The sequence below is a fragment of the Methylobacterium planeticum genome, assembly GCF_008806345.1.
Classification (GTDB): domain Bacteria; phylum Pseudomonadota; class Alphaproteobacteria; order Rhizobiales; family Beijerinckiaceae; genus Methylobacterium; species Methylobacterium planeticum.
The window spans coordinates 303,775-323,082 of the sequence record NZ_VZZJ01000004.1 but is presented as its reverse complement, the minus strand read 5'-3'; the positions used below and the strand labels follow the sequence as shown (position 1 = coordinate 323,082).

The window sequence follows — 19,308 nt, the reverse complement described above, 5'->3', positions numbered from 1 at the left end:
CAGGATAGGGCGCCGCCCGCCCCGGCGCCAGGGTGGCGCAAGGACCTCGGGGCACGGGGATGGGGCGCGGCAGGCATGGCCGAGGCGGCGAAGCCTGCTATGTGCTGGCCCGCAGGCCGCCCTGGCGCCGGGCCGCGGCGCCTCGGAGCAAGCGTGAGCGCATGACCGGAATCGTCGCCGAACTCCTCGACATCCTCGACCTCGAGCGCCTCGAGGTCGACCTCTTCCGGGGGGTGAGCCCGAATCTCGGCTGGCCCCGGGTGTTCGGCGGGCAGGTGGTGGCGCAGGCCCTCGTCGCCGCGACCCGGACGGTGCCGAGCACCCGGCCGCCGCACTCGCTCCACGCCTACTTCCTGCTCGGCGGCGACCCCAAGGTGCCGATCGTCTACGAGGTCGAGCGCATCCGCGACGGGCGCAGCTTCACCACGCGGCGCGTCAAGGCGATCCAGCACGGGCGGGCGATCTTCGCCATGTCGATCTCCTACCAGGACCACGAGGGAGGCCACGCCCACCAGGCCTCGATGCCGGACGCCCCCGACCCCGACACCCTGCCGGACACCCGCGCCCTCCTGGCGGCGGGGGGCCCGGGCATCCCGGCGGCGGTGGCGGCCTACTTCGCCCGCGAGCGCCCGATCGAGCTGAAGCCCGCCTCGATCAAGCGCTACCTCGTGCGCGAGCCGCGGGAGCCCCGCTGCCAGGTCTGGCTGCGCGCCGCCTCGCCCCTGCCGGACGATCCGGCAATCCACCAGGCGGTGCTCGCCTACGCCTCCGACATGACGCTCCTCGACGCGACGCTCATCGCGCATGGCCGCACCGTGTTCGATCCCGAGATCCAGTCCGCGAGCCTCGACCACGCCCTCTGGTTCCACCGCCCCTTCCGGGCCGACGACTGGCTGCTCTACGCCCAGGACAGCCCGAACGCGGCGGGCGCCCGGGGCTTCGCCCGCGGCCAGATCTTCAACCGCGCCGGCGAGCTCGTCGCCTCCGTGGCCCAGGAGGGGCTGATTCGCCCCCGCTCCGGCGACGCCTGAGCCGCGCCGATTCCCGCGGCTCGGCTGCGGGCGAACCTGCGACGATCCGGCCGAAAACCCTGATTTTTGTCCGGATTGACTGGATTTTGCCGTTCATGGCGGCGCTTTGCGTATTATTTAGGCAATTTCTGGCCGGGTCCGGCCCGTTCCGGCGGCAAGGGCAGACCAATCCGTGGGCAGAAGCGCGAGGCGCCAAAAGGTTCCGGCCCCCCGGGGCCCTGGCATAGTCCTTGAATGAGGGCGGGCGAACGCGGGCCCATTCCGGGCCAGCGGACAACCCGGACCGAGACGTCGCGATCAAGACGGCTCCGGCACCCGGCTCTCATTCCACAAGGGGGCGCCGCCCATGAAAATCGTGATGGCCATCATCAAGCCGTTCAAGCTGGAAGAGGTGCGCGACGCCTTGACCGGGATCGGCGTGCACGGCCTGACCGTGACCGAGGTCAAGGGTTACGGCCGCCAGAAGGGCCACACCGAGATCTATCGTGGCGCCGAGTACGCCGTGAGCTTCCTGCCCAAGCTCAAGATCGAGGTCGCGGTCGCGGCGGACCTGACGAGCAGCGTCATCGACGCCATCGCGGGCGCCGCCCGCACCGGCCAGATCGGCGACGGCAAGATCTTCGTGATGCCCCTCGAGAAGGCGGTCCGCATCCGCACCGGCGAGACCGACGCCGACGCCCTCTGAGCGACCGGAGCGGGCCGCGCCGCCGCCCGGATCCCCAGCCGACCGATTTCCACAACCAGAATCGCATCGCGATCAGGAGTCTCGTGTCCATGAAACTTCGCAACGTCCTTGCGCTCGGCTTGGGAGGCGCAGTGCTCGCCCTCCTGCTCGCCGAGCCGTCCCTCGCGCAGTCGCCGACGCCTGAGGCCGCCGCCGTCCCCGCCGCCGCGCCGGTCCCGGCCAAGGGCGACACCGCCTGGATGCTCACAGCCAGCGCCCTGGTGCTGCTGATGACCGTGCCGGGCCTCGCCCTGTTCTACGGCGGCCTCGTGCGCACCAAGAACATGCTCTCGGTGCTGACCCAGGTCTTCGCCATCGCCTGCATCGTGTGCCTGATCTGGGTGTTCTACGGCTACAGCCTCGCCTTCACCAACGGCGGCGGCCTCAACGACTTCGTGGGCGGCTTCTCGAAGGCCTTCCTCAAGGGCGTCGACCCGAACTCGACGGCCGCGACTTTCTCGAACGGCGTCGTGATCCCCGAATACGTCTACATCTGCTTCCAGATGACGTTCGCGATGATCACCCCGGCCCTCATCGTCGGCGCCTTCGCGGAGCGGATGAAGTTCTCGGCCCTGATCGTGTTCACGATCCTCTGGGTCACGCTGATCTACTTCCCGATGGCCCACATGGTCTGGTACTGGGGCGGCCCGGACGTGGTCGGCAACGCCGCCAAGGCGCTCGCCGCGGCCACCGACGACGCCGCCAAGAAGGCCGCTCAGGACGCCCTCGACGCCGTCAACGCCGATGCGGGCCTGCTCTTCAAGATGGGCGCCCTCGACTTCGCGGGCGGCACCGTGGTGCACATCAACGCGGGCATCGCGGGCTTCGTCGGCTGCCTGATGATGGGCAAGCGCATCGGCTACGGCCGCGACCTCCTGGCCCCCCACTCCCTGACCATGACCGCCATCGGCGCCTCGCTCCTCTGGGTCGGCTGGTTCGGCTTCAACGCCGGCTCCAACCTCGAGGCCAACGGCACCACGGCGCTCGCCATGATCAACACCTTCGTGGCGACCGCCGCGGCGGCGGTGTCCTGGCTGTTCGTCGAGTGGGCCCTCAAGGGCAAGCCCTCGCTGCTCGGCATGCTCTCGGGCGCGGTCGCGGGCCTCGTGGCCGTCACCCCGGCCTCGGGCTTCGCGGGCCCGATGGGCTCGATCGTCCTCGGCCTCGTGGCCGGCGCGGTCTGCTTCATCATGTGCTCGACGGTGAAGAACGCTCTGGGCTACGACGACAGCCTCGACGTCTTCGGCGTCCACTGCATCGGCGGCATCCTGGGGGCGCTGGCCACCGGCATCCTGGTCAGCCCGGCGCTCGGCGGCGTCGGCATCCCCGACTACACCACGAAGCCGGGCGAGCTCGTGGTCGGCGCCTACGACATGACGGCCCAGCTCATCGTCCAGGCCAAGGCGGTCGGCGTCACCCTGCTCCTGTCGGGCATCGGCTCGGCCATCCTGTTCAAGCTCGTGGACCTGACGATCGGCCTGCGGGTGACCCAGGAGGAGGAGCGCGAGGGCCTCGACATCGCCGATCACGGCGAGCGCGCCTACAACTACTGATCGTAGTCGATCGCGGCGGGGCCTCCGGGCCCCGCCCCTCGGGGCCCCGGTTCAGCCGAACCGGGGCCCTTCTGATTCGGGCCGGTCCGATGGCGAGATCGCGGGGCGGCCCCCCGAAAGGCGGCGGCGGGGACGCCCCAAGGCCGCCTCGCTTCGGCACTGCGGCAACAATGTGGTGTCGATGCAACAACCCTGGGGCATCGCAACGGCCAAGCCTGAAATGCCTCAAAACTAGGCAAATGCCCGAAAGATGGTTTTGCGGTGACCGGGCATTTTCGGCACCTTCTTCCCATCAAGAAAAAGGGGCTGATCTCCATGATTTCGAAGCTGTTCAAGCAGGGCGCCGCGGCGTCTCTCGCCACGTTCCTCTGCCTCGGACAGGTCCAGGCTGCGGACATGCCGGCCCCGAAGACGATGCCGCCCGAGGCCAAGGCACCGGATCCGCTGATCGGCTTCGCGTTCTACTCGCAATACGCTTCCGACTACAACTTCCGCGGTGTCTCGCAGTCGAACCTGCAGGGCAGCTACCAGACCTTCTTCGAGGCGCAGTTCTTCAACAACTTCGCCTATGCGGGCCTCTACACCTGGCAGACCCGCCTGCCGACCCGGCCCGATTTCGAGTTCGATCTCGTCGCCGGTATCCGGCCGACCTTCGACAAGCTCTCCTTCGACCTCGGGGTGATCTACTACTACTACCCGAACGAGCAGCGCCTGCTGAATCCCTTCAACGGCGCCTTCCTGACGACGGCCAACACCGACTTCATCGAGTACGCCGGCAAGGCGCTCTATCAGGCGACCCCCGAGCTCGCGATCGGCGCCAACGTGTTCTACGCGCCGAACTATCTCGGCCAGCACACCAACGGCACCTACACCTCGGGCACCATCGCCTACACCCTGCCCGCGACCCTGTTCCCGTTCCTGCCGGAGGCCTATGCGGGCGGCTTCTCGATCTCGGGCGAGGGCGGCCACTACTTCCTCGGCGCGGCCAAGACCTCGGTCACCGGCTTCATCGGCGGCCCGAACAAGTTCGCCGCCTTCGACCTGCCGAGCTACAATTACGGCAACGTCGGCATCTCCTACACCTACAAGAACCTGCTCCTCGACTTCCGCTTCCACACCACCGATCTGACGCCGACCCAGTGCTTCGCGCTGACCGGCGACTTCCGCGGCAACATCAACGGCGGCACCTCGCGCTGGTGCGGCGACGCCTTCATCGGCTCGATCCGCTGGCAGGCCTCCACCGCCAGCCCCGGCGTCTACGCCGAGCCCGGCGGCTTCCTGAACCTCTTCAAGTAAGAGCCCAGGCCCCCGGCACCCGCCCTGCCCAGGAGCCCCGGATCCGTCCGGGGCTTCTTCCGTTTCGGGGGCCGCGCAGGAGGGCGGTTCACCATTCCGGCGAGGCCGCACCCCTCACCCCGGCCCACCCCCCGCACGGGAGGGGGTATCGTGATGGAGGCTGCGTGAGGCCCATCCCGACCGCGCCCAGGTGAGCAGGAGGTTGAGGCGTAAAGCCTCGCCGATGATCTCCGCGCCGGGATCGATCCTGGCTCAGACCCGACACGACCACGCCGTTCGAAGCCTCGGAGCGGAGCTCGCGCCGAGGGTTTAGCGGAGCTGATCGCGCCCGCGTGAGCGGATTTCTGGAGCCCGCCTTGCTGCGGCGCGCTTTTCGCATGGGTTCGCGCCGGGACAGGCGGACAGCTAACCCCTTTGCGCCGAACGGTCATCCGCAAGCTACCAAAGAACGCGTTTACAGCAGCGCCCACACGACTGCTTGATACGAGCAGCCAGGGGCGTCCGCCCTGCCCTTCCCATAGACCTGTAGATCACGGGATGGCCGGGTCATGCCGCTGCGCTTTCACTTCAGGCTGGTCAGCGCCAGGGAAGTGATCGAGGATCCCATCGGGGCCGGTGCCTCGGATCTTGAGGAAGCGCAGGCTGAGGTGATGGCGGCCATCGAGGAACTGCGCACGCAGGGTGAACTGTCAGAGGACGCCAGCGAGTGGCATCTCGAAATCCGAAGTCCGTCAGGAGTGTTGCTGCGATCAATCGAGCTTCCGCCGAGGGATCGTCCGCAGGATCTTTCGGACATGAGTGTGGATTGAGCGTTCCTCTCTCCCGGCGGATTCGTCCGGCGGTGCGCGTGCTGGCTCGATAGGAGGCCGACGGTCACGGCCCTGGTCGAAGTCCCGGTGCATCATCGCACTGACCTCCGCAAGATGTGCATCTTAAAAACTTATTAATTTCAAAATGAGTGGTGCGCAATCTGCATGCCGATGTTCCGGCCGTACTGATCACCCTAGGTCGGTGCGGTCCGTTGCTTCAGGAAACAATCTGCTCTGCCTGATGCGTGCGGCCGCCCGTCCAGCTTGAGTCTCCCCCGGCGAGACAGCGATACGAGGCCCTTTCCGCGTCTCGTCAGGACCGGTTTCGACCATCCGAGCCGCTCCACGCAGAGGGTCTGGGCCCGCACGACACATCCGGCGCGTTCAGGCGAGATGGGAACGGTTGGGCTCGTTCCGAGCGCCCAATGCATTGTACAGCCGAGGCCCTGCCCCGGCCGTCGCCCTGCGCACCCGCGGTCCGGGCAAGTCGGGATCCCGCTACCGTCCGCCTCCGAGAGGCGACCCGGCGCAGGTGCTGCAATGCCGAGCGAGCCCATGCTCGTATCCATCTGCCCCCGTGAGTTGACCGCGCCCGAATTGGTGGACACACCGAGATCACCGGCATGGCCGATCACACCGTTGGTGACGCGCAACTCAACCTCGTGTGGGGCGCAGGTGCCGTCCTCGGGGATGAACGTGACTGCCCGGCGCCCATCATAGAGGTGGGCCGTCTCAGCCGTCGCCGATCGGGGAGGTGAGATGAGAGCCAGACCCGGCAGGAGACACAGCATCAGCAACCGCGGTTCACGACCCATCATCGCATGCCTTCCCACTCCGCGAGCCTATCCGTACGGTCAGGCATGACCGAGAAACTGGGCGAACACGGATCGTCAGCTTCAGAGCCTGAATCGAGAGTTTATAATTGGTAGCAATATCTTACGAGCAGTCGTGACATCACCGCAGGACGCTCGTATCAGCTTTCGGGCGACGATCTGCGATCTGCGCAAGACCCCCTATCTCAATAACCGTGAAAACTGCAGCGTCAGTTCAAGACCGCCTCTCAAATCAGACACCCTAGATCGCCTCAGTCCTTTGCAAGAAAGTGTCAGCGAACCCAACCCTCGCAAATGCGTGAGTAAATACAGTACAAATTCCGCATAGAATGCACTTTTCTGGTGACTGCCATCTCCGAACTTGATAGGTGGTGATTTCGCGGCGATAGCGCGCTATTTTGTGCAGTGCGATAAGTCCTCGTTATCGAACTCATCTTTGTTCTCTGGCATCGATAGCCCTCTGCCTCTAACCCGACGCCGACAATGGAGACGGGTATGCTAAGAGATGCTTCTGCGTTCGTTGTTTTTATTGACTTCACGCTTATGTGAGGAGCGGGATCGCCTCATAGTGGAGCAGTATGTCAATAAAAATTTCGGAGCGAGACGAGCAAGTCTCAGAGTGCTGGGGCTGTTCGAAAGGTATAGGATTCGAGCAACCTGGACGACAGAGGGTCTCCTGTTTTGCGTGTCTAGAGAGGAAATGCTCGACACGCTGCTGATGTGCTGTCCTGAATATCTTGAATAGAGTCTCTCAAGCACTGCTTGCTGAGGCGGCGTCGGCAGAAATGGGAGAGTTGGCTTTTGTTGCCCGCATTATGCTTTTCAAAATGATAGGCAGTTATCCAGTGTCAGGAAGTCGCTTTGCGTCCATTCTCGCACTCTTGTTGCCTGGAATCCTGCCGGGAAATTGAAGAATTGCGCATCTGTCTTCATAGTGTGAACAGAGTATCACATATAAAAATTCCGCCAGTATCTCATCAGGCTTTGCTGATAAGGGGGGTCTACTGAGGAGGAGGCTCGCGTCGCGGACCAATTTCCTAATCTCGCGGGTAATCACGCGTGCTCTGCAGTTGAGCAACACGGAATTGTGCACGTATGTGCAAGCAGATGACGTCAGCCGTTGTCACATGCCCTGAAGCTTGACGACCAGCTGAGGCTTGCGAGGATGACGCGTGCGATGGACTTCGCCGCGAAGGAAAGGCGGAGACTTCACCGTTGGCGGCACCCTCGCTACTTGGGGTACAAACTCATGAGAGCATGTATTTTTGGGAGGTTATAATCCAGCACTTCGCGAGGCTCCGAGACGAAAGGGGGTTCAATCGCTTTCGATGGGAGACTTCACATGAACAAAGACATATTGCTTGTCGCGAGTGAAGGCTTGACGACCAACGTCGTATACCATCGACTGGTTTCGAAGTTCGGCACCTTTCGTGTGATCATAGAGGCACCTGTTCCCAAAAAACTGGCAATACGCAGAAAACTGAGAAATGTAGGACCGTTCAGAACGTCCTCGCAACTTGCTTTCCTTTCAATCGTCCGGCCTATGTTGAGCAGGCGGGGCCGCGCCCGGATCAGTGACATACTTGCTGAAGCAAATTTGGACTGTACGCCAGTACCGGAGAGTGTCATCGATCATGTTCCGTCGATCAATTCGCAAGCATCTGCGGAACTGGTAAAAGCCATCAAACCCAAGGTGGTCGTGGTAAATGGAACAAGTATAATTTCTCCCACGATCCTCGAATGTATGTCGTGCAGCGTTCTGAATACGCATACGGGAATTACGCCAAGATATCGCGGTTCTCACGGAGGCTACTGGGCCTTGCGAAATGGAGAGCCTCAGTACTTTGGCGCTACCGTGCATTTAGTGGATGCTGGCATAGATACCGGCCCGATCGTGGGGCAGACTACAAGCGCGCCAACAGAAAAGGACAACTTTGCGACCTACCCTCTTCTGCAAATCGCAGCCGCCATTCCTATACTTGAGCGAGCCGTCGAGGATGCGCTGAGTGGGAATCTGAAGCATCATCCGGCCTTAGGTACATCGCGGTTGTGGCACCATCCTGGTATTGTCGAGTATTTAACTGGATTAGCGTCAGGAATTATGTAGCTGCCATGGATCTTCGAGAGCCGGACTCGGCAGGTCATGCTGTATGGTAGTCCCTTGCGAGCCGCCGTGACATCATCTTTATGCTGGCGGCGAGCGCCCTGGCGGTGGAACTCGTGGTGGTCTTCTCCTGATCCTTGGCGAGACGCCCGCGGGGGCCAAGCCAGGAGAGAGTTCGTTCAACCACTCACCCGCGGGGGAGAAGCTCGAAGCCTTGGCCAGGGTCGGATCGCTTGCTGATCTCGAGGATGAGGGCTCGACCCGTCACGCCACATGCCGGGACCGAACACCGACATAACCGGCGATCTCCATGCCCGCCCCCGCACCGGAGGGGGCCGCGTCGCGCCTTCCCCCCGCGGATTGCGGAAAACAGGCCGGGGGCCGGTTCCGCGGAACCGGCCCCCGGGCCGTGTCGCCCCGGTCGGGGCGGGTCAGAAGCTCACGGCGCGGACGCGCTTGACCTGGGGGATCGCGGCGATCTGCTCGAGCACCGGTGCGGAGACCGGGCCGTCCACCGCCACGAACGCGATGGCGTTGCCGCCCTCGGTCTCGCGGCCGAGGTTGAACGTCGCCACGTTGACGCCGGCCTCGCCGAGGACCGAGCCGAAGCGGCCGATGAAGCCCGGCTTGTCGTGGTTGCGCACGTAGAGCATGTGCGGCGCGAAGGCCGCGTCGATCTCGATGCTGCGGATCTCGATCACCCGCGGCTTGCCGTCGTGGAAGACCGTGCCGGCGGCGTCGCGCGGCATGTCCTCGGCATCCACCGTGATGCGCACCACCGATTCGTAGTCGCTCTCGCCCCCCGCCCGCGTGATCTCGTCGATGACGATGCCGCGCTCGCGGGCGATGGCCGGGGCCGAGACCATGTTGATCTCGGCCAGGAAGGGCCGCAGCACGCCGGTGACGGCGGCCGAGGTCAGGGCCCGGGTGTTCATCCCCGCGACCGCGCCCTCGTAGGTGATGCGGATGCCCTTGATCGGCGCGTCGGTGAGCTGGCCGAGGAACGAGCCGAGCTTGTCGGCGAGCGCCACGAACGGCTTCAGGCGGGGCGCCTCCTCGGCCGAGATCGACGGGAAATTGATCGCGTTGGTGATGGCGCCGCTGAGGAGGTAGTCGGCCATCTGCTCGGCCACCTGCAGGGCGACGTTCTCCTGCGCCTCGTTGGTCGAGGCGCCGAGATGGGGCGTGCAGATCACGTTCGGATGGCCGAAGAGCGGGTTCCGCGTGGCGGGCTCCTCGACGAAGACGTCGAAGGCCGCCCCGGCGACGTGGCCGGTCTCGAGGGCCGCCCGGAGCGCCACCTCGTCCACGAGCCCGCCGCGGGCGCAGTTGATGATGCGCACGCCCGGCTTCGTCCGCGCCAGCGCCTCGGCCGACAGGATGTTGCGGGTCTTGTCCGTCATCGGCACGTGCAGGGTGATGATGTCGGCCCGCGCCAGCAGCTGGTCGAGCTCGACCTTCTCGACGCCGATCTCCCGGGCGCGCTCGGGCGACAGGAAGGGATCGTAGGCCGCGACCTTGAGCTTGAGGCCGATGGCCCGGTCGGCCACGATCGCCCCGATATTGCCGCAGCCGATGACGCCGAGGGTCTTGCCCGTCAGCTCGACCCCCATGAAGCGGTTCTTCTCCCACTTGCCGCCCTGCGTCGAGGCGTCGGCCTGGGGGATCTGGCGGGCCAGCGCGAACATCAGCGCGATGGCGTGCTCGGCGGTGGTGATCGAGTTGCCGAAGGGGGTGTTCATCACGATCACGCCCCTGGCGGTCGCGGCCGGCACGTCGACGTTGTCGACGCCGATGCCGGCCCGGCCGATCACCCGCAGGCGGCTGCCCTGGGCCAGGATCTTCGGGGTGACCTTGGTGGCGGAGCGGATGGCGAGGCCGTCATACCCGCCGATGATGGCGGCGAGGGCCTCCTTGTCCTTGCCGAGTTCGGGACGGAAATCGACGTCGATGCCGCGGTCGCGGAAGATCTGGACGGCGGCCTCCGAAAGGGCGTCGGAGATGAGAACCTTGGGAGCGGGCATGGGAGCCTCCGGCTCGTGAGGACGGGGATGGATGGGGGGCGACCGCGCGGGGGCGGTGCGGCACGCCGCGAGGTCGGCAGGTCTGGTCAGGCTCGGGTCGCACGCCGCGCCCCCCTGTCCCGTCCGGGAGAGGTTTGCCCGCGGAGCGGGCCGGGGTGAGGGATCCGCGCCGACCGGAGAGGTCGCACCCCTCACCCGGTCCGCTGTCGCGGCCTCGACCGCTCCCGAAGGCGAGAGGTGGGCCGTGCGGCCCTACGCGGCCTGGGCGAGCTTCGCCTTGGCCTCGGCGAAGGCCCAGTCCAGCCAGGGCGTCAGGGCCTCGAGGTCGGACCGCTCCACCGTGCCGCCGCACCAGATGCGCAGGCCCGCCGGGGCGTCCCGATAGGCGCCGATATCGAGGGCGACGTTCTCGCGCTCGAGCATCTCGACGATGTCCTTGGCCAAAGCCGCCACCGCGGCGTCGCCGCGGGCGAGCACGTCCGGGTCGGCGATGACGAGGCAGATGCCGGTGTTCGAGTAGGTGGCGGGGTCGACCGCGAGGTGGCCGATCCAGGGGGTGCGCGCCACCCAGTCGTGGATCACCCGGGCGTTGGCGTCGGCGCGCGCGTGGAGGGCGTCGAGCCCGCCGATGCCCTCGGCCCAGCGCAGGGTGTCGAGGTAATCCTCGACCGCGAGCATCGAGGGCGTGTTGATGGTGTCGCCCTTGAAGATGCCCTCGATCAGCTTGCCGCCCTTGGCGAGGCGGAACACCTTCGGGATCGGCCAGGCCGGCCTGTGGCTCTCGATCCGCGCCACCGCCCGGGGGGAGAGGATCAGCATGCCGTGCGCGGCCTCGCCGCCCATCACCTTCTGCCAGGAGAAGGTGACGACGTCGAGCTTGTCCCAGTCCATCGGCTGCGCGAAGGCGGCCGAGGTGGCGTCGCAGATGACGATGCCCTCGCGGTCGGCCGCGATCCAGTCGCCGTTCGGCACCTTCACGCCGGCGGCGGTGCCGTTCCAGGTGAAGATCACGTCGTTGTGCCGGGTGTCGATCGCCGAGAGGTCGGGCAGCACGCCATAGGGCGTCTGGTGCACGATCGGGCTGATCTTGAGTTCCTTGAGGGCGTCCGTGACCCATTCGGCCCCGAAGGCCTCCCAGGCCGCGACCTCGACGGTCTTCGGCCCGAGCATGGTCCACATCGCCATCTCGACGGCGCCGGTGTCGGAGGCCGGCACGATGCCGATGCGGTAATCGGCCGGCACGCGCAGGAGCGTGCGCGTCAGGTCGATCGCTTCCTTGAGCTTGCCCTTGCCGAGGGGGGAGCGGTGCGAGCGACCGAGGGCGGCGCCCGAGAGGGCATCGAGGCGCCAGCCGGGGCGCTTCGTGCAGGGGCCGGACGAGAAATAAGGCACGCGCGGGCGCGTGGTGGGCCGGTTCATCATCTGATCCATCCTTACAGATGGGCGCTCCTCGTTGGGGAGGAGTGTCCCGCCGCTGGGAATGCTCGCACGCGGCCGGGAAAGCAAGAGCCAAAACTGTCAAAGTCTTGGGTTTCTCTCGCCGGATCACACATCCCAAAGTTGTTATGTGTTGCAGATCACACGGTTACGGACTTGTCCTCGCGTCCGGTCCGAGAAGGTCCGGCCGCCGCTCGCGGGTCAGGCGCAGGGATTCGGCGGCGCGCCAGCGGGCGATGGCGGCGTGGTTGCCCCCGGTCAGCACCTCCGGGATGGCCTGCCCCTCCCACGCCCGGGGGCGGGTGTAGTGCGGGTATTCGAGGCGCCCGCCCTCGAAGCTCTCCTCGACGCCGGAGGCCTCCTTGCCCATCACGCCGGGCAGCAGGCGCACGCAGGCATCGACCAGCACCATCGCGGCGATCTCGCCCCCCGACAGCACGTAGTCGCCGATCGAGACCTCCTCGAGGTCCCGCCCCGCGATGACGCGCTCGTCCACCCCCTCGAACCGGCCGCAGACCACGAGGAGGCCGGGCCCCCGCGCCAGGGCGCGAACCCGCGCCTGGGTCAGCGGGCGGCCGCGCGGCGACATCAGCAGGCGCGGGCGCGGGTCGCCGGCGGGGGCGGCCGCGTCGATGGCCGCCCCCAGCACGTCGCAGCGCAGCACCATCCCGGCGCCGCCCCCCGCCGGGGTGTCGTCGACGCTGCGGTGGCGCCCGAGCCCGTGCTCGCGGATGTTGCGGGCCTCGAGTCCCCAGGCGCCCCGTGCCAGGGCTTCGCCCGACAGGGACAGGCCGAGGGGCCCGGGGAACATCTCGGGGTAGAGGGTGAGGATCGTGGCCCGCCAGGGCGCGCTCGCGGGGATGGCCGTCGTCATGGCGCTTGATGGCGCGCGCCGGGGGGCGGGGTCAATCGCCGGGGGCACCATCCCGGCCGGCACCATCCGGGCGGTCGCCCGTTGTCAGGCCATGCGCCGCACCGCCCTCGCCGTCCTCTCGGCTCTCCTCCTCGCCGCCCCGGCCCGCGCGGCGGGCCCGCTCGGGCCCCCCGGCGCGCGGGCCTCGGCCTTTCCGAAGCCCGACCGGCCGGTGGCCGAGATCGTGGCGGCGCAGTGGGCGCTGGAGAAGGACCGCGAGAAGGCCGACGAGTTCGGGCAGGTGGCGCGGCTGATGCGCTTCGCGCCGGGCGAGACCGTGGCGGATATCGGGGCGGGGAGCGGCTACTACGCCCTGCGCCTGTCGCGCAGCGTCGGGCCGCAGGGCCGGGTGCTCGCCGAGGACGTGACGCCCCGCTACCTCGCCGACCTCGAGGCGCGCGTCCGCCGGGCGGGGCTCGCCAACGTCACGGTGGTGCGGGGCGAGCCGCACGACCCGCGCCTCAAGCCGGCCTCGGTCGACGCCGCGATCCTGATCCACATGTACCACGAGATCAGCCAGCCCTACGGGCTGCTGCACAACCTCGCGGCGGCGATAAGGCCCGGGGGCCGGGTCGGGATCGTGGATGCCGACGACATCCCGTCGCGCCACGGCACGCCGCCGGCTCTGCTGCGCTGCGAGCTCTCCGCCGCGGGCTACCGCGAGACCGGGTTCAGCACCCTGGAGGGCGGGGTCGGCTACCTCGCCCTGTTCGAGGCGCCCGCCCCCGAGCGCCGGCCGGACCCGGCCGCGATCCGGCCCTGCCGCGACGAGGCCAGCCGGACCGCCCCCGCGGCGCGCTGAGCGGGGGGCTAGCCCGGCTCGTCGGGGGGCTTCGGGCCGGCGGGCGCGAACAGGTCGTCCGGCGGATCGACGACGACGCGGCCCCCGGCCACGTCGAGGACCGGCACGAAGGCCTTGGTGAAGGGCAGGAGCGCGGTCGGGCCGCCGGCCGCGGGCCGGATCTCCAGGAGATCGCCCCCGCCGTAATTCGGCACCGCCGCGATCGTGCCGAGGGACCGGCCGGCGCCGTCGACGACGCTCAAGCCGACGAGGTCGGCGGTGAAGAACTCGTCCTCCTCGGCGGCCTCGCCGAGGCGGGCGCGGGGGACGTAGAGCACGAGGCGGTTCAGGGCCTCGGCCCCGTCGCGGTTCTGGACGCCCCGCACCCGCACGACGAGGAGGTCGGGGGCGGAGCCCGGCGCCGGCCGCGCGTCGGTGATCTCGATGGAGCGGCCGTCGAGGGCGAGGAGCGGGCTGTAGCCCGCGATCCCGACGGGGTCGGCGGTGTAGGATTTCAGCCGGACCTCGCCGTTGAGCCCGTGCGCCCGCCCGAACTCGCCCATCAGGACGAGGTCGGGATCGGGCGAGGCCGGCCGCGGCTTCGGGCCGGGCGCGGGCTTCGGCTCGGGCCGCGGCGAGGTCTCGGCCGCCGGCGAGAGGCGGCCGGGCCGGGCGCGGCGCGCGCCGTCCTGGCGGGGCGGATGTCCTCCGGGACGGCGCGCCATGCTCGCTGATCCTCAGGCCGCGGCGTCCTCGGCCGGGGCGGCGGCCGCCTCGGCGCGCTTGGCGGCCCGCTCCTTGGCCTTCTCGCCGGGCTCGGCCTTCTGCGGGTTGTTGCGGGCCGGGCGCTTGGCGAGACCGGCGGCGTCGAGGAAGCGGAGCACCCGGTCGGTCGGCTGCGCGCCCTTGGCGAGCCAGGCGCTGATCTTGTCGGTCTCGAGCTGCACGCGGGCCGGGTCGTCCTTGGACTTCATCGGGTCGTAGACGCCGACCTTCTCGATGAAGCGGCCGTCGCGCGGGGCGCGGGCGTCGGCCACGACGATGCGGTAATAGGGGCGCTTCTTGGCGCCGCCGCGGGTCAGACGGATCTTGAGGGACATCGGTTTCTCCTGAGGCTGTCAGTGTGGTGTCGTCGGAGCGGCGCGCCGGGGCCCGCTCACTTCTTCTTCCCGAACGGGAACCCGCCGAGGCCGGGCAAGCCCGGGCCCTTCGGTCCGCCTAAGCCCGGAAGGCTCGGCATCTTTCCGCCGCCCGGCCCCCCGAGGCCCGGCGGCATCGGCGGCAGCTTGCCGCCGAATTGCTTCTCGATCTGCGCGATCTGCTCGGGCGTCGGCTCCGGCATCCCGGGCGGCAGGCCCGGCATCCCGCCGGGCATTCCCCCCATGCCCCCGCCTCCGCCGAGGCCGAACATCGAGCCGAGGGCCTGCCCGATCCCGCGCTTCCCCGAGCCCATCGCCTTCATCATGTCGGCCATGGTCCGGTGCATCTTGAGGAGCTTGTTGATCTCCTCGACCTTGACGCCGGCGCCCGCGGCGATGCGCTTCTTGCGGGAATTCTTGAGGAGGTCGGGGGTCCTGCGCTCCTGCGGCGTCATCGACGAGATGATGGCGCGCTGGCGCCGGAACATCTTCTCGTCGAGGTTGGCGCCCTCGACCTGCTTCTTGATCTGGCCCATGCCCGGCAGCATGCCCATCAGGCCGCCGATGCCGCCCATCTTCTCCATCTGGCCGAGCTGCATCGACAGGTCGTCGAGATCGAACTTGCCCTTGCGCATCTTCTCCGCGGTGCGGAGCGCCTGCTCGTGGTCGATGGTCTCGGCGGCCTTCTCCACGAGGGAGACGATGTCGCCCATGCCGAGGATGCGGTTGGCGACGCGGGCCGGGTGGAACTCCTCCAGCGCGTCGACCTTCTCGCCGGTGCCCACGAGCTTGATCGGCTTGCCGGTGACGGCGCGCATGGAGAGCGCCGCGCCGCCGCGGGAATCGCCGTCCATCCGGGTCAGCACGATGCCGGTGACGCCGAGGCGCTCGTCGAAGGCCCGCGCGGTGTTCACCGCGTCCTGGCCGGTCAGCGCGTCGGCGACGAGGAGGACCTCGTGGGGCTTCGTGGCCGCCTTGACCTCGGCGGCCTCCGCCATCAGGGCCTCGTCGAGGGTGGTGCGGCCGGCGGTGTCCAGCATCACCACGTCGAAGCCGCCGAGGCGGGCCGCGTCCATGGCGCGCTTGGCGATCTGCACCGCCGACTGGCCGGCGACGATCGGCAGGCTCTCGACCTCGACCTGGGCGGCCAGCACCGCGAGCTGCTCCATCGCGGCCGGACGGCGGGTGTCGAGGGAGGCCAGCAGCACGCGCCGCTTGTCGCGGCTCGACAGGCGTCGGGCGATCTTGGCGGTGGTGGTGGTCTTGCCCGAGCCCTGGAGCCCGACCATCAGGATGGCGACGGGGGCCGGCGCGTTCAGGTCGATGATCTCGGCCTCGGCGCCGAGCATCGCCACGAGCTCGTCGTTGACGACCTTGACGACCATCTGGCCGGGGGTGACCGACTTGAGGACGACGGCGCCGACCGCCTTCTCGCGCACCCGGTCGGTGAAGCCGCGCACCACCTCGAGGGCGACGTCGGCCTCGAGCAGCGCCCGGCGGACCTCCCGCATCGCGGCCGTGACGTCGGCCTCGGTCAGGGCGCCGCGGCGGGTCAGTCCCGAGAGAATGCCGGAGAGGCGGTCGGACAGGCCTTCGAACATGGTCAGGCGATCTCGCGCGTCGTCACTGGTGGAGCCCGGCCTTCTCGACGCGGCGGGCCTGGAGCGCGTTCTCGAAGGCCTGCACGGCGCGGGCGAACTTGTCCCGGCATTCCGGGTTGCAGAAGCCCACCACGGCGCCGTTGTAGAGCGTCAGCGCGTCGGCCGCGATCGGCTTGCCAGACCATGGGCAGGTGTCGTTGACCGCATCCTCGATGCGGAGCGCCGGTGTCCTGTGGCCCGGCCGGGTCTCGTCTGCAGACGTGGTGTCTGGCGGCGTCATGGCGTCTCTCAGCCGGTCGGACCGGTTCCGGGACGCGATGCCAACGCCGAGCACGCCCGAGGGCGCGAACGCGCTGTCGGGCGTTGACCTCCGGCCTCAGCGGGCCGGGCGGCTTCCAGGTTGACGTCATCGCGTCGGGTAGGGAGGGCGGGCCTTAGGCGCGCCCGCACCAAAAGTCAAATTCCCAGCGCCTTGGTCCCGGCGCCGCGCCCGCCACGGAACCACGCCTCACTCCGGACGACGGATCGCCCCACCTCTCCCGTCCGGGAGAGGTCGAGAGCGCGGCAGCGCACCGGGTGAGGGGTGCGACGCGTCCGGAGAGGTCGCCTCCCTCACCACAACCCTCTCCCGCACGGGAGAGGAGGCGCGTCGAGGCTCCAGCGCCCTCGGCGCGGGACGCCCCGCCGGCGCGGCAAAATCCGTTAAGATTTACGCTTCGTTAAGCCTAACCTGATCGGATCGGCCTTGAGATCGCAAGGACGCCCGCCGCCATGTCGGAACCCGCCCGTCATTACCCGCCGCAGGAGAGCGGCAGCCGCACGTCCCCGGGGCCGCTCCGGGACTGGCTCGCCGCCATGAAGGCGCATGCCCCCGTGGCGCCCGACGCCAAGGCGCCGCGCGCCGACGCCCCCCGCGCCGCCGATCCGGGCCAGGCCTGGGCGCCCCGCGTGGTGCAGGCCGCCGAGGCGGCCGTCGCCGGCGCCGAGGCCGAGGACGTGTCCGAGCTGATGGCCGAGAACCTGATGCTCAAGGCCAAGCTCCGCCAGGAGACCGACCGTTACGCCGAGCTCCAGGCGATCCTGGCCCAGGAGATCCGCGACCTGCGCAAGCACGTCCAGGACGAGATGAGCGACCTCCAGGCGATCCGCGAGGAGCGCGACCTCTGGCAGGCCCGCTGCGAGGCCCTGGCCCAGCCCCTGTTCCAGAAGCGCTGAGACGCCGCGTCACACGGGCGCCGGACGGCGAGGCGGGCGCCGCGATCCCTCGCCGTCCGGTCCCGGAACGACGAAGGGCCGCCCCGTGAGGGGCGGCCCTTCCATTGCCGAACCGCGGTCCGGCCGGACCTGTCTCGCGCGACCCGAGCGCTTAGACGAAAGCGCCGGAGGCGACGGTCCAGGTCCGGTGAGCCGACGACCGCGGCTGATGACAATGAGACACTGGATCACCTCCTTTCGTTTGTTGCTGGGACCCCGAAGGTAGGGAACCGGACGCGGGATGGAAAGGCCCCCGCCTGCGCCCTCTCGCCGCTGTCCGCACCCTATCGTCCTTCCGCGGCGCCGCATGCGATCCCTGAACCGGGCCTCACCGCGCGCTGCGCCGGCGCAGCGGGCCGCCATCGGGGCGAGCGTGCACCCGCGCCCTGCCGCGCCTGCCCGGATGATGTGCCCTGCGGGAAACGCCGCGGGAAAGCGCTCCGCCGTGGCGGCGCGGGCGCAGGCGGACGGGCGCAGGCGGACGGGCGCAGGCGGACGGGCGGAGGCGGACGGGCGGAGGCGGGCTGATGCGCCCGGGGGAGCCCCGTCTGGCCAGGGCCGGCGCGCGGGCGTATGGAGGGCGCCTGCCGCCTGCCCCGCTCCAGATCGCCGGTTCAGCCCGTGTCCCACGCCCCCCTGCCGACCCCGCGCGACCCGGCGCCCGCGGACGAGGACGTCCTCGACCCCGAGGCCATGCGCCAGCCGCTGGCCAATGCCTGGTACTGCGTCGGCCGGAGCGCGGCCTTCGCCGGCGGGAAGGCGGGCGCCCGGAAGGGCGGCGGGCTCGGGGCGATCGAGCTCAACGGCGAGCAGATCGTGGTGGGGCGCGACGCGGCCGGCGCGCTGTTCGCGCTGCGCGACCGCTGCCCGCACCGGGGCATGGCCCTGTCGAAGGGGCGCTTCGACGGCGAGGCCCTGACCTGCCCGTTCCACGGCTGGCGCTTCGGCACGGACGGGCGCTGCCGCGACGTGCCGACCCTGTCCTCCGCCGACGCGGCGGATTTCTCGCGCATCGCGGTCCAGCGCTTTCCCGTGCGCGAGAGCGCCGGCTTCGTCTGGGTGAACCCCTTCCTCGGCCCGCCCGGCCGCGCCGACGTGCCGGCCCTGCCCGCCCTCGACTTCGAGGCGGCGGGCGCCTGCGTGGTCGCGCTCGTGGTCGAGGCCTCCTTCGACCTGACGACGCTGAGCCTCGTCGATCCCGGCCACGTCGCCTTCGTGCACGATTCCTGGTGGTTCCGGCCCTCGAAGGAGCTGCGCGAGAAGGTCAAGCGCTTCGCCCCGACGCCGCACGGCTTCACCATGACGAGCCACGCCACGACGACGAGCGCGCCGGTCTACCGCCTGCTCGGCGGCGCGCCGGCGGTGGAGATCGAGTTCCGGCTGCCGGGCGTGCGGCTCGAGCGCATCGCCGCGGGGGCGAAGCGGGTCGCGAACTACACCTTCGCGACGCCGATGAGCCACAACCGCACCCTGCTGACGAACGCGCTCTACTGGAACATGCCGGCCCTCAACCTCCTGAAGCCGGTCGCCCGGCCGCTGATGCGCCAGTTCCTGACCCAGGACCAGCAGGTGCTGCAGCACGCCCAGAAGGGGCTCGACCGCAAGCCCACCATGGTGCTGTTCGGCCAGGGCGACCTGCCTTCCCAATGGTATTTCCGCCTCAAGCGCGAGGCGCTCCAGGCCGCGCGCGAGGCCCGCGCCTTCCGCAACCCGCTGCAGCCCCAGGAGTTGCGCTGGCGCTCGTGAGCGCCGCGCCCTCCTGCGGCACCGTGGCCGTGCGGCTTGACGGCAGGCCCGCACCCGCCATCT

General features: G+C 68.9%; 16 protein-coding genes and 1 pseudogene. 9 read left to right on the top strand and 8 right to left on the bottom strand.

The annotated features are described in order from the left end of the window. The first annotated feature begins 161 nt into the window (after window positions 1-161). The 6 genes from tesB (at window position 162) to F6X51_RS07065 (ending at window position 8,353) form a co-directional block, all read left to right on the top strand. Window positions 162-1,031 (top strand): acyl-CoA thioesterase II, encoded by an 870-nt coding sequence (gene tesB / locus F6X51_RS07090; RefSeq protein WP_150962514.1) that lies wholly within the window; start codon window positions 162-164, stop codon window positions 1,029-1,031. 346 nt (window positions 1,032-1,377) lie between these two features. After that, window positions 1,378-1,716 carry a P-II family nitrogen regulator gene (locus tag F6X51_RS07085; protein WP_150962513.1) on the top strand — a complete coding sequence of 113 codons (339 nt, stop codon included), beginning with the start codon at window positions 1,378-1,380 and terminating at the stop codon, window positions 1,714-1,716. A gap of 89 nt (window positions 1,717-1,805) precedes the next feature. Beyond that, window positions 1,806-3,308 carry an ammonium transporter gene (locus tag F6X51_RS07080; protein ID WP_150962512.1) on the top strand — a complete coding sequence of 501 codons (1,503 nt, stop codon included), beginning with the start codon at window positions 1,806-1,808 and terminating at the stop codon, window positions 3,306-3,308. Between the two features lie 315 nt (window positions 3,309-3,623). After that, the gene (locus F6X51_RS07075; RefSeq protein ID WP_246696657.1) at window positions 3,624-4,604 is read left to right on the top strand and encodes a TorF family putative porin; all 981 of its coding nucleotides are present in this window, start codon (window positions 3,624-3,626) and stop codon (window positions 4,602-4,604) included. A 548-nt stretch (window positions 4,605-5,152) separates the two neighbouring features. Further along, window positions 5,153-5,413 carry a DUF6894 family protein gene (locus F6X51_RS07070; RefSeq protein WP_150962511.1) on the top strand — a complete coding sequence of 87 codons (261 nt, stop codon included), beginning with the start codon at window positions 5,153-5,155 and terminating at the stop codon, window positions 5,411-5,413. A 2,175-nt stretch (window positions 5,414-7,588) separates the two neighbouring features. Beyond that, a complete protein-coding gene (locus tag F6X51_RS07065) occupies window positions 7,589-8,353 on the top strand; it encodes a formyl transferase (RefSeq protein ID WP_150962510.1) in 765 nt (254 codons plus the stop codon). Window positions 8,354-8,387: 34 nt separating this feature from the next. Here F6X51_RS07065 and F6X51_RS28505 read toward each other — a convergent pair. The 4 genes and pseudogenes from F6X51_RS28505 to trmD all read right to left on the bottom strand — a co-directional run. Further along, window positions 8,388-8,585: pseudogene (locus tag F6X51_RS28505) on the bottom strand (IS5/IS1182 family transposase); the annotation flags it as partial. Window positions 8,586-8,781: 196 nt separating this feature from the next. Beyond that, entirely contained in the window at window positions 8,782-10,374 is a 1,593-nt protein-coding gene (gene serA / locus F6X51_RS07060) for a phosphoglycerate dehydrogenase (protein ID WP_150962509.1), read from the bottom strand. A gap of 252 nt (window positions 10,375-10,626) precedes the next feature. Beyond that, window positions 10,627-11,796, bottom strand: coding sequence for a phosphoserine transaminase (locus tag F6X51_RS07055; RefSeq protein WP_150962508.1), 1,170 nt, complete (start codon window positions 11,794-11,796; stop codon window positions 10,627-10,629). Between the two features lie 163 nt (window positions 11,797-11,959). Next, a complete protein-coding gene (gene trmD, locus F6X51_RS07050; protein WP_150962507.1) occupies window positions 11,960-12,685 on the bottom strand; it encodes a tRNA (guanosine(37)-N1)-methyltransferase TrmD in 726 nt (241 codons plus the stop codon). Between the two features lie 91 nt (window positions 12,686-12,776). On the opposite strand from trmD, the gene F6X51_RS07045 reads away from it, so the two are divergent. Then, window positions 12,777-13,526, top strand: a complete 750-nt coding sequence (locus tag F6X51_RS07045; RefSeq protein WP_150962586.1) for a class I SAM-dependent methyltransferase — start codon at window positions 12,777-12,779, stop codon at window positions 13,524-13,526. Between the two features lie 8 nt (window positions 13,527-13,534). On the opposite strand, the gene rimM is transcribed toward F6X51_RS07045, so the two are convergent. From rimM to F6X51_RS07025, 4 genes are read right to left on the bottom strand one after another with little or no spacing between them, the layout of a single operon-like run. Next, complete coding sequence (rimM, locus tag F6X51_RS07040) at window positions 13,535-14,230, bottom strand: ribosome maturation factor RimM (RefSeq protein WP_150962506.1); 696 nt, start codon at window positions 14,228-14,230, stop codon at window positions 13,535-13,537. A gap of 12 nt (window positions 14,231-14,242) precedes the next feature. After that, on the bottom strand, window positions 14,243-14,605 hold the full coding sequence (gene rpsP / locus F6X51_RS07035) for a 30S ribosomal protein S16 (RefSeq protein WP_150962505.1): 363 nt from the start codon (window positions 14,603-14,605) through the stop codon (window positions 14,243-14,245). Between the two features lie 56 nt (window positions 14,606-14,661). Beyond that, complete coding sequence (gene ffh / locus F6X51_RS07030; RefSeq protein WP_150962504.1) at window positions 14,662-16,245, bottom strand: signal recognition particle protein; 1,584 nt, start codon at window positions 16,243-16,245, stop codon at window positions 14,662-14,664. A gap of 22 nt (window positions 16,246-16,267) precedes the next feature. Beyond that, on the bottom strand, window positions 16,268-16,525 hold the full coding sequence (locus tag F6X51_RS07025; RefSeq protein WP_150962503.1) for a glutathione S-transferase: 258 nt from the start codon (window positions 16,523-16,525) through the stop codon (window positions 16,268-16,270). Between the two features lie 491 nt (window positions 16,526-17,016). Between F6X51_RS07025 and F6X51_RS07020 the strand changes: the two genes are divergently transcribed. After that, a complete protein-coding gene (locus F6X51_RS07020) occupies window positions 17,017-17,460 on the top strand; it encodes a hypothetical protein (protein ID WP_150962502.1) in 444 nt (147 codons plus the stop codon). Window positions 17,461-18,192: 732 nt separating this feature from the next. After that, complete coding sequence (locus F6X51_RS07015; protein WP_246696671.1) at window positions 18,193-19,245, top strand: aromatic ring-hydroxylating oxygenase subunit alpha; 1,053 nt, start codon at window positions 18,193-18,195, stop codon at window positions 19,243-19,245. Window positions 19,246-19,308 lie beyond the last annotated feature (63 nt).

Coding starts and splice junctions, on each gene's coding strand:
- tesB (WP_150962514.1), top strand. CDS start 162: ATGACCGGAATCGTCGCCGAACTCCTCGACATCCTCGACCTCGAGCGC.
- F6X51_RS07085 (WP_150962513.1), top strand. CDS start 1,378: ATGAAAATCGTGATGGCCATCATCAAGCCGTTCAAGCTGGAAGAGGTG.
- F6X51_RS07080 (WP_150962512.1), top strand. CDS start 1,806: ATGAAACTTCGCAACGTCCTTGCGCTCGGCTTGGGAGGCGCAGTGCTC.
- F6X51_RS07075 (WP_246696657.1), top strand. CDS start 3,624: ATGATTTCGAAGCTGTTCAAGCAGGGCGCCGCGGCGTCTCTCGCCACG.
- F6X51_RS07070 (WP_150962511.1), top strand. CDS start 5,153: ATGCCGCTGCGCTTTCACTTCAGGCTGGTCAGCGCCAGGGAAGTGATC.
- F6X51_RS07065 (WP_150962510.1), top strand. CDS start 7,589: ATGAACAAAGACATATTGCTTGTCGCGAGTGAAGGCTTGACGACCAAC.
- serA (WP_150962509.1), bottom strand. CDS start 10,374: ATGCCCGCTCCCAAGGTTCTCATCTCCGACGCCCTTTCGGAGGCCGCC.
- F6X51_RS07055 (WP_150962508.1), bottom strand. CDS start 11,796: ATGATGAACCGGCCCACCACGCGCCCGCGCGTGCCTTATTTCTCGTCC.
- trmD (WP_150962507.1), bottom strand. CDS start 12,685: ATGACGACGGCCATCCCCGCGAGCGCGCCCTGGCGGGCCACGATCCTC.
- F6X51_RS07045 (WP_150962586.1), top strand. CDS start 12,777: ATGCGCCGCACCGCCCTCGCCGTCCTCTCGGCTCTCCTCCTCGCCGCC.
- rimM (WP_150962506.1), bottom strand. CDS start 14,230: ATGGCGCGCCGTCCCGGAGGACATCCGCCCCGCCAGGACGGCGCGCGC.
- rpsP (WP_150962505.1), bottom strand. CDS start 14,605: ATGTCCCTCAAGATCCGTCTGACCCGCGGCGGCGCCAAGAAGCGCCCC.
- ffh (WP_150962504.1), bottom strand. CDS start 16,245: ATGTTCGAAGGCCTGTCCGACCGCCTCTCCGGCATTCTCTCGGGACTG.
- F6X51_RS07025 (WP_150962503.1), bottom strand. CDS start 16,525: ATGACGCCGCCAGACACCACGTCTGCAGACGAGACCCGGCCGGGCCAC.
- F6X51_RS07020 (WP_150962502.1), top strand. CDS start 17,017: ATGTCGGAACCCGCCCGTCATTACCCGCCGCAGGAGAGCGGCAGCCGC.
- F6X51_RS07015 (WP_246696671.1), top strand. CDS start 18,193: ATGCGCCAGCCGCTGGCCAATGCCTGGTACTGCGTCGGCCGGAGCGCG.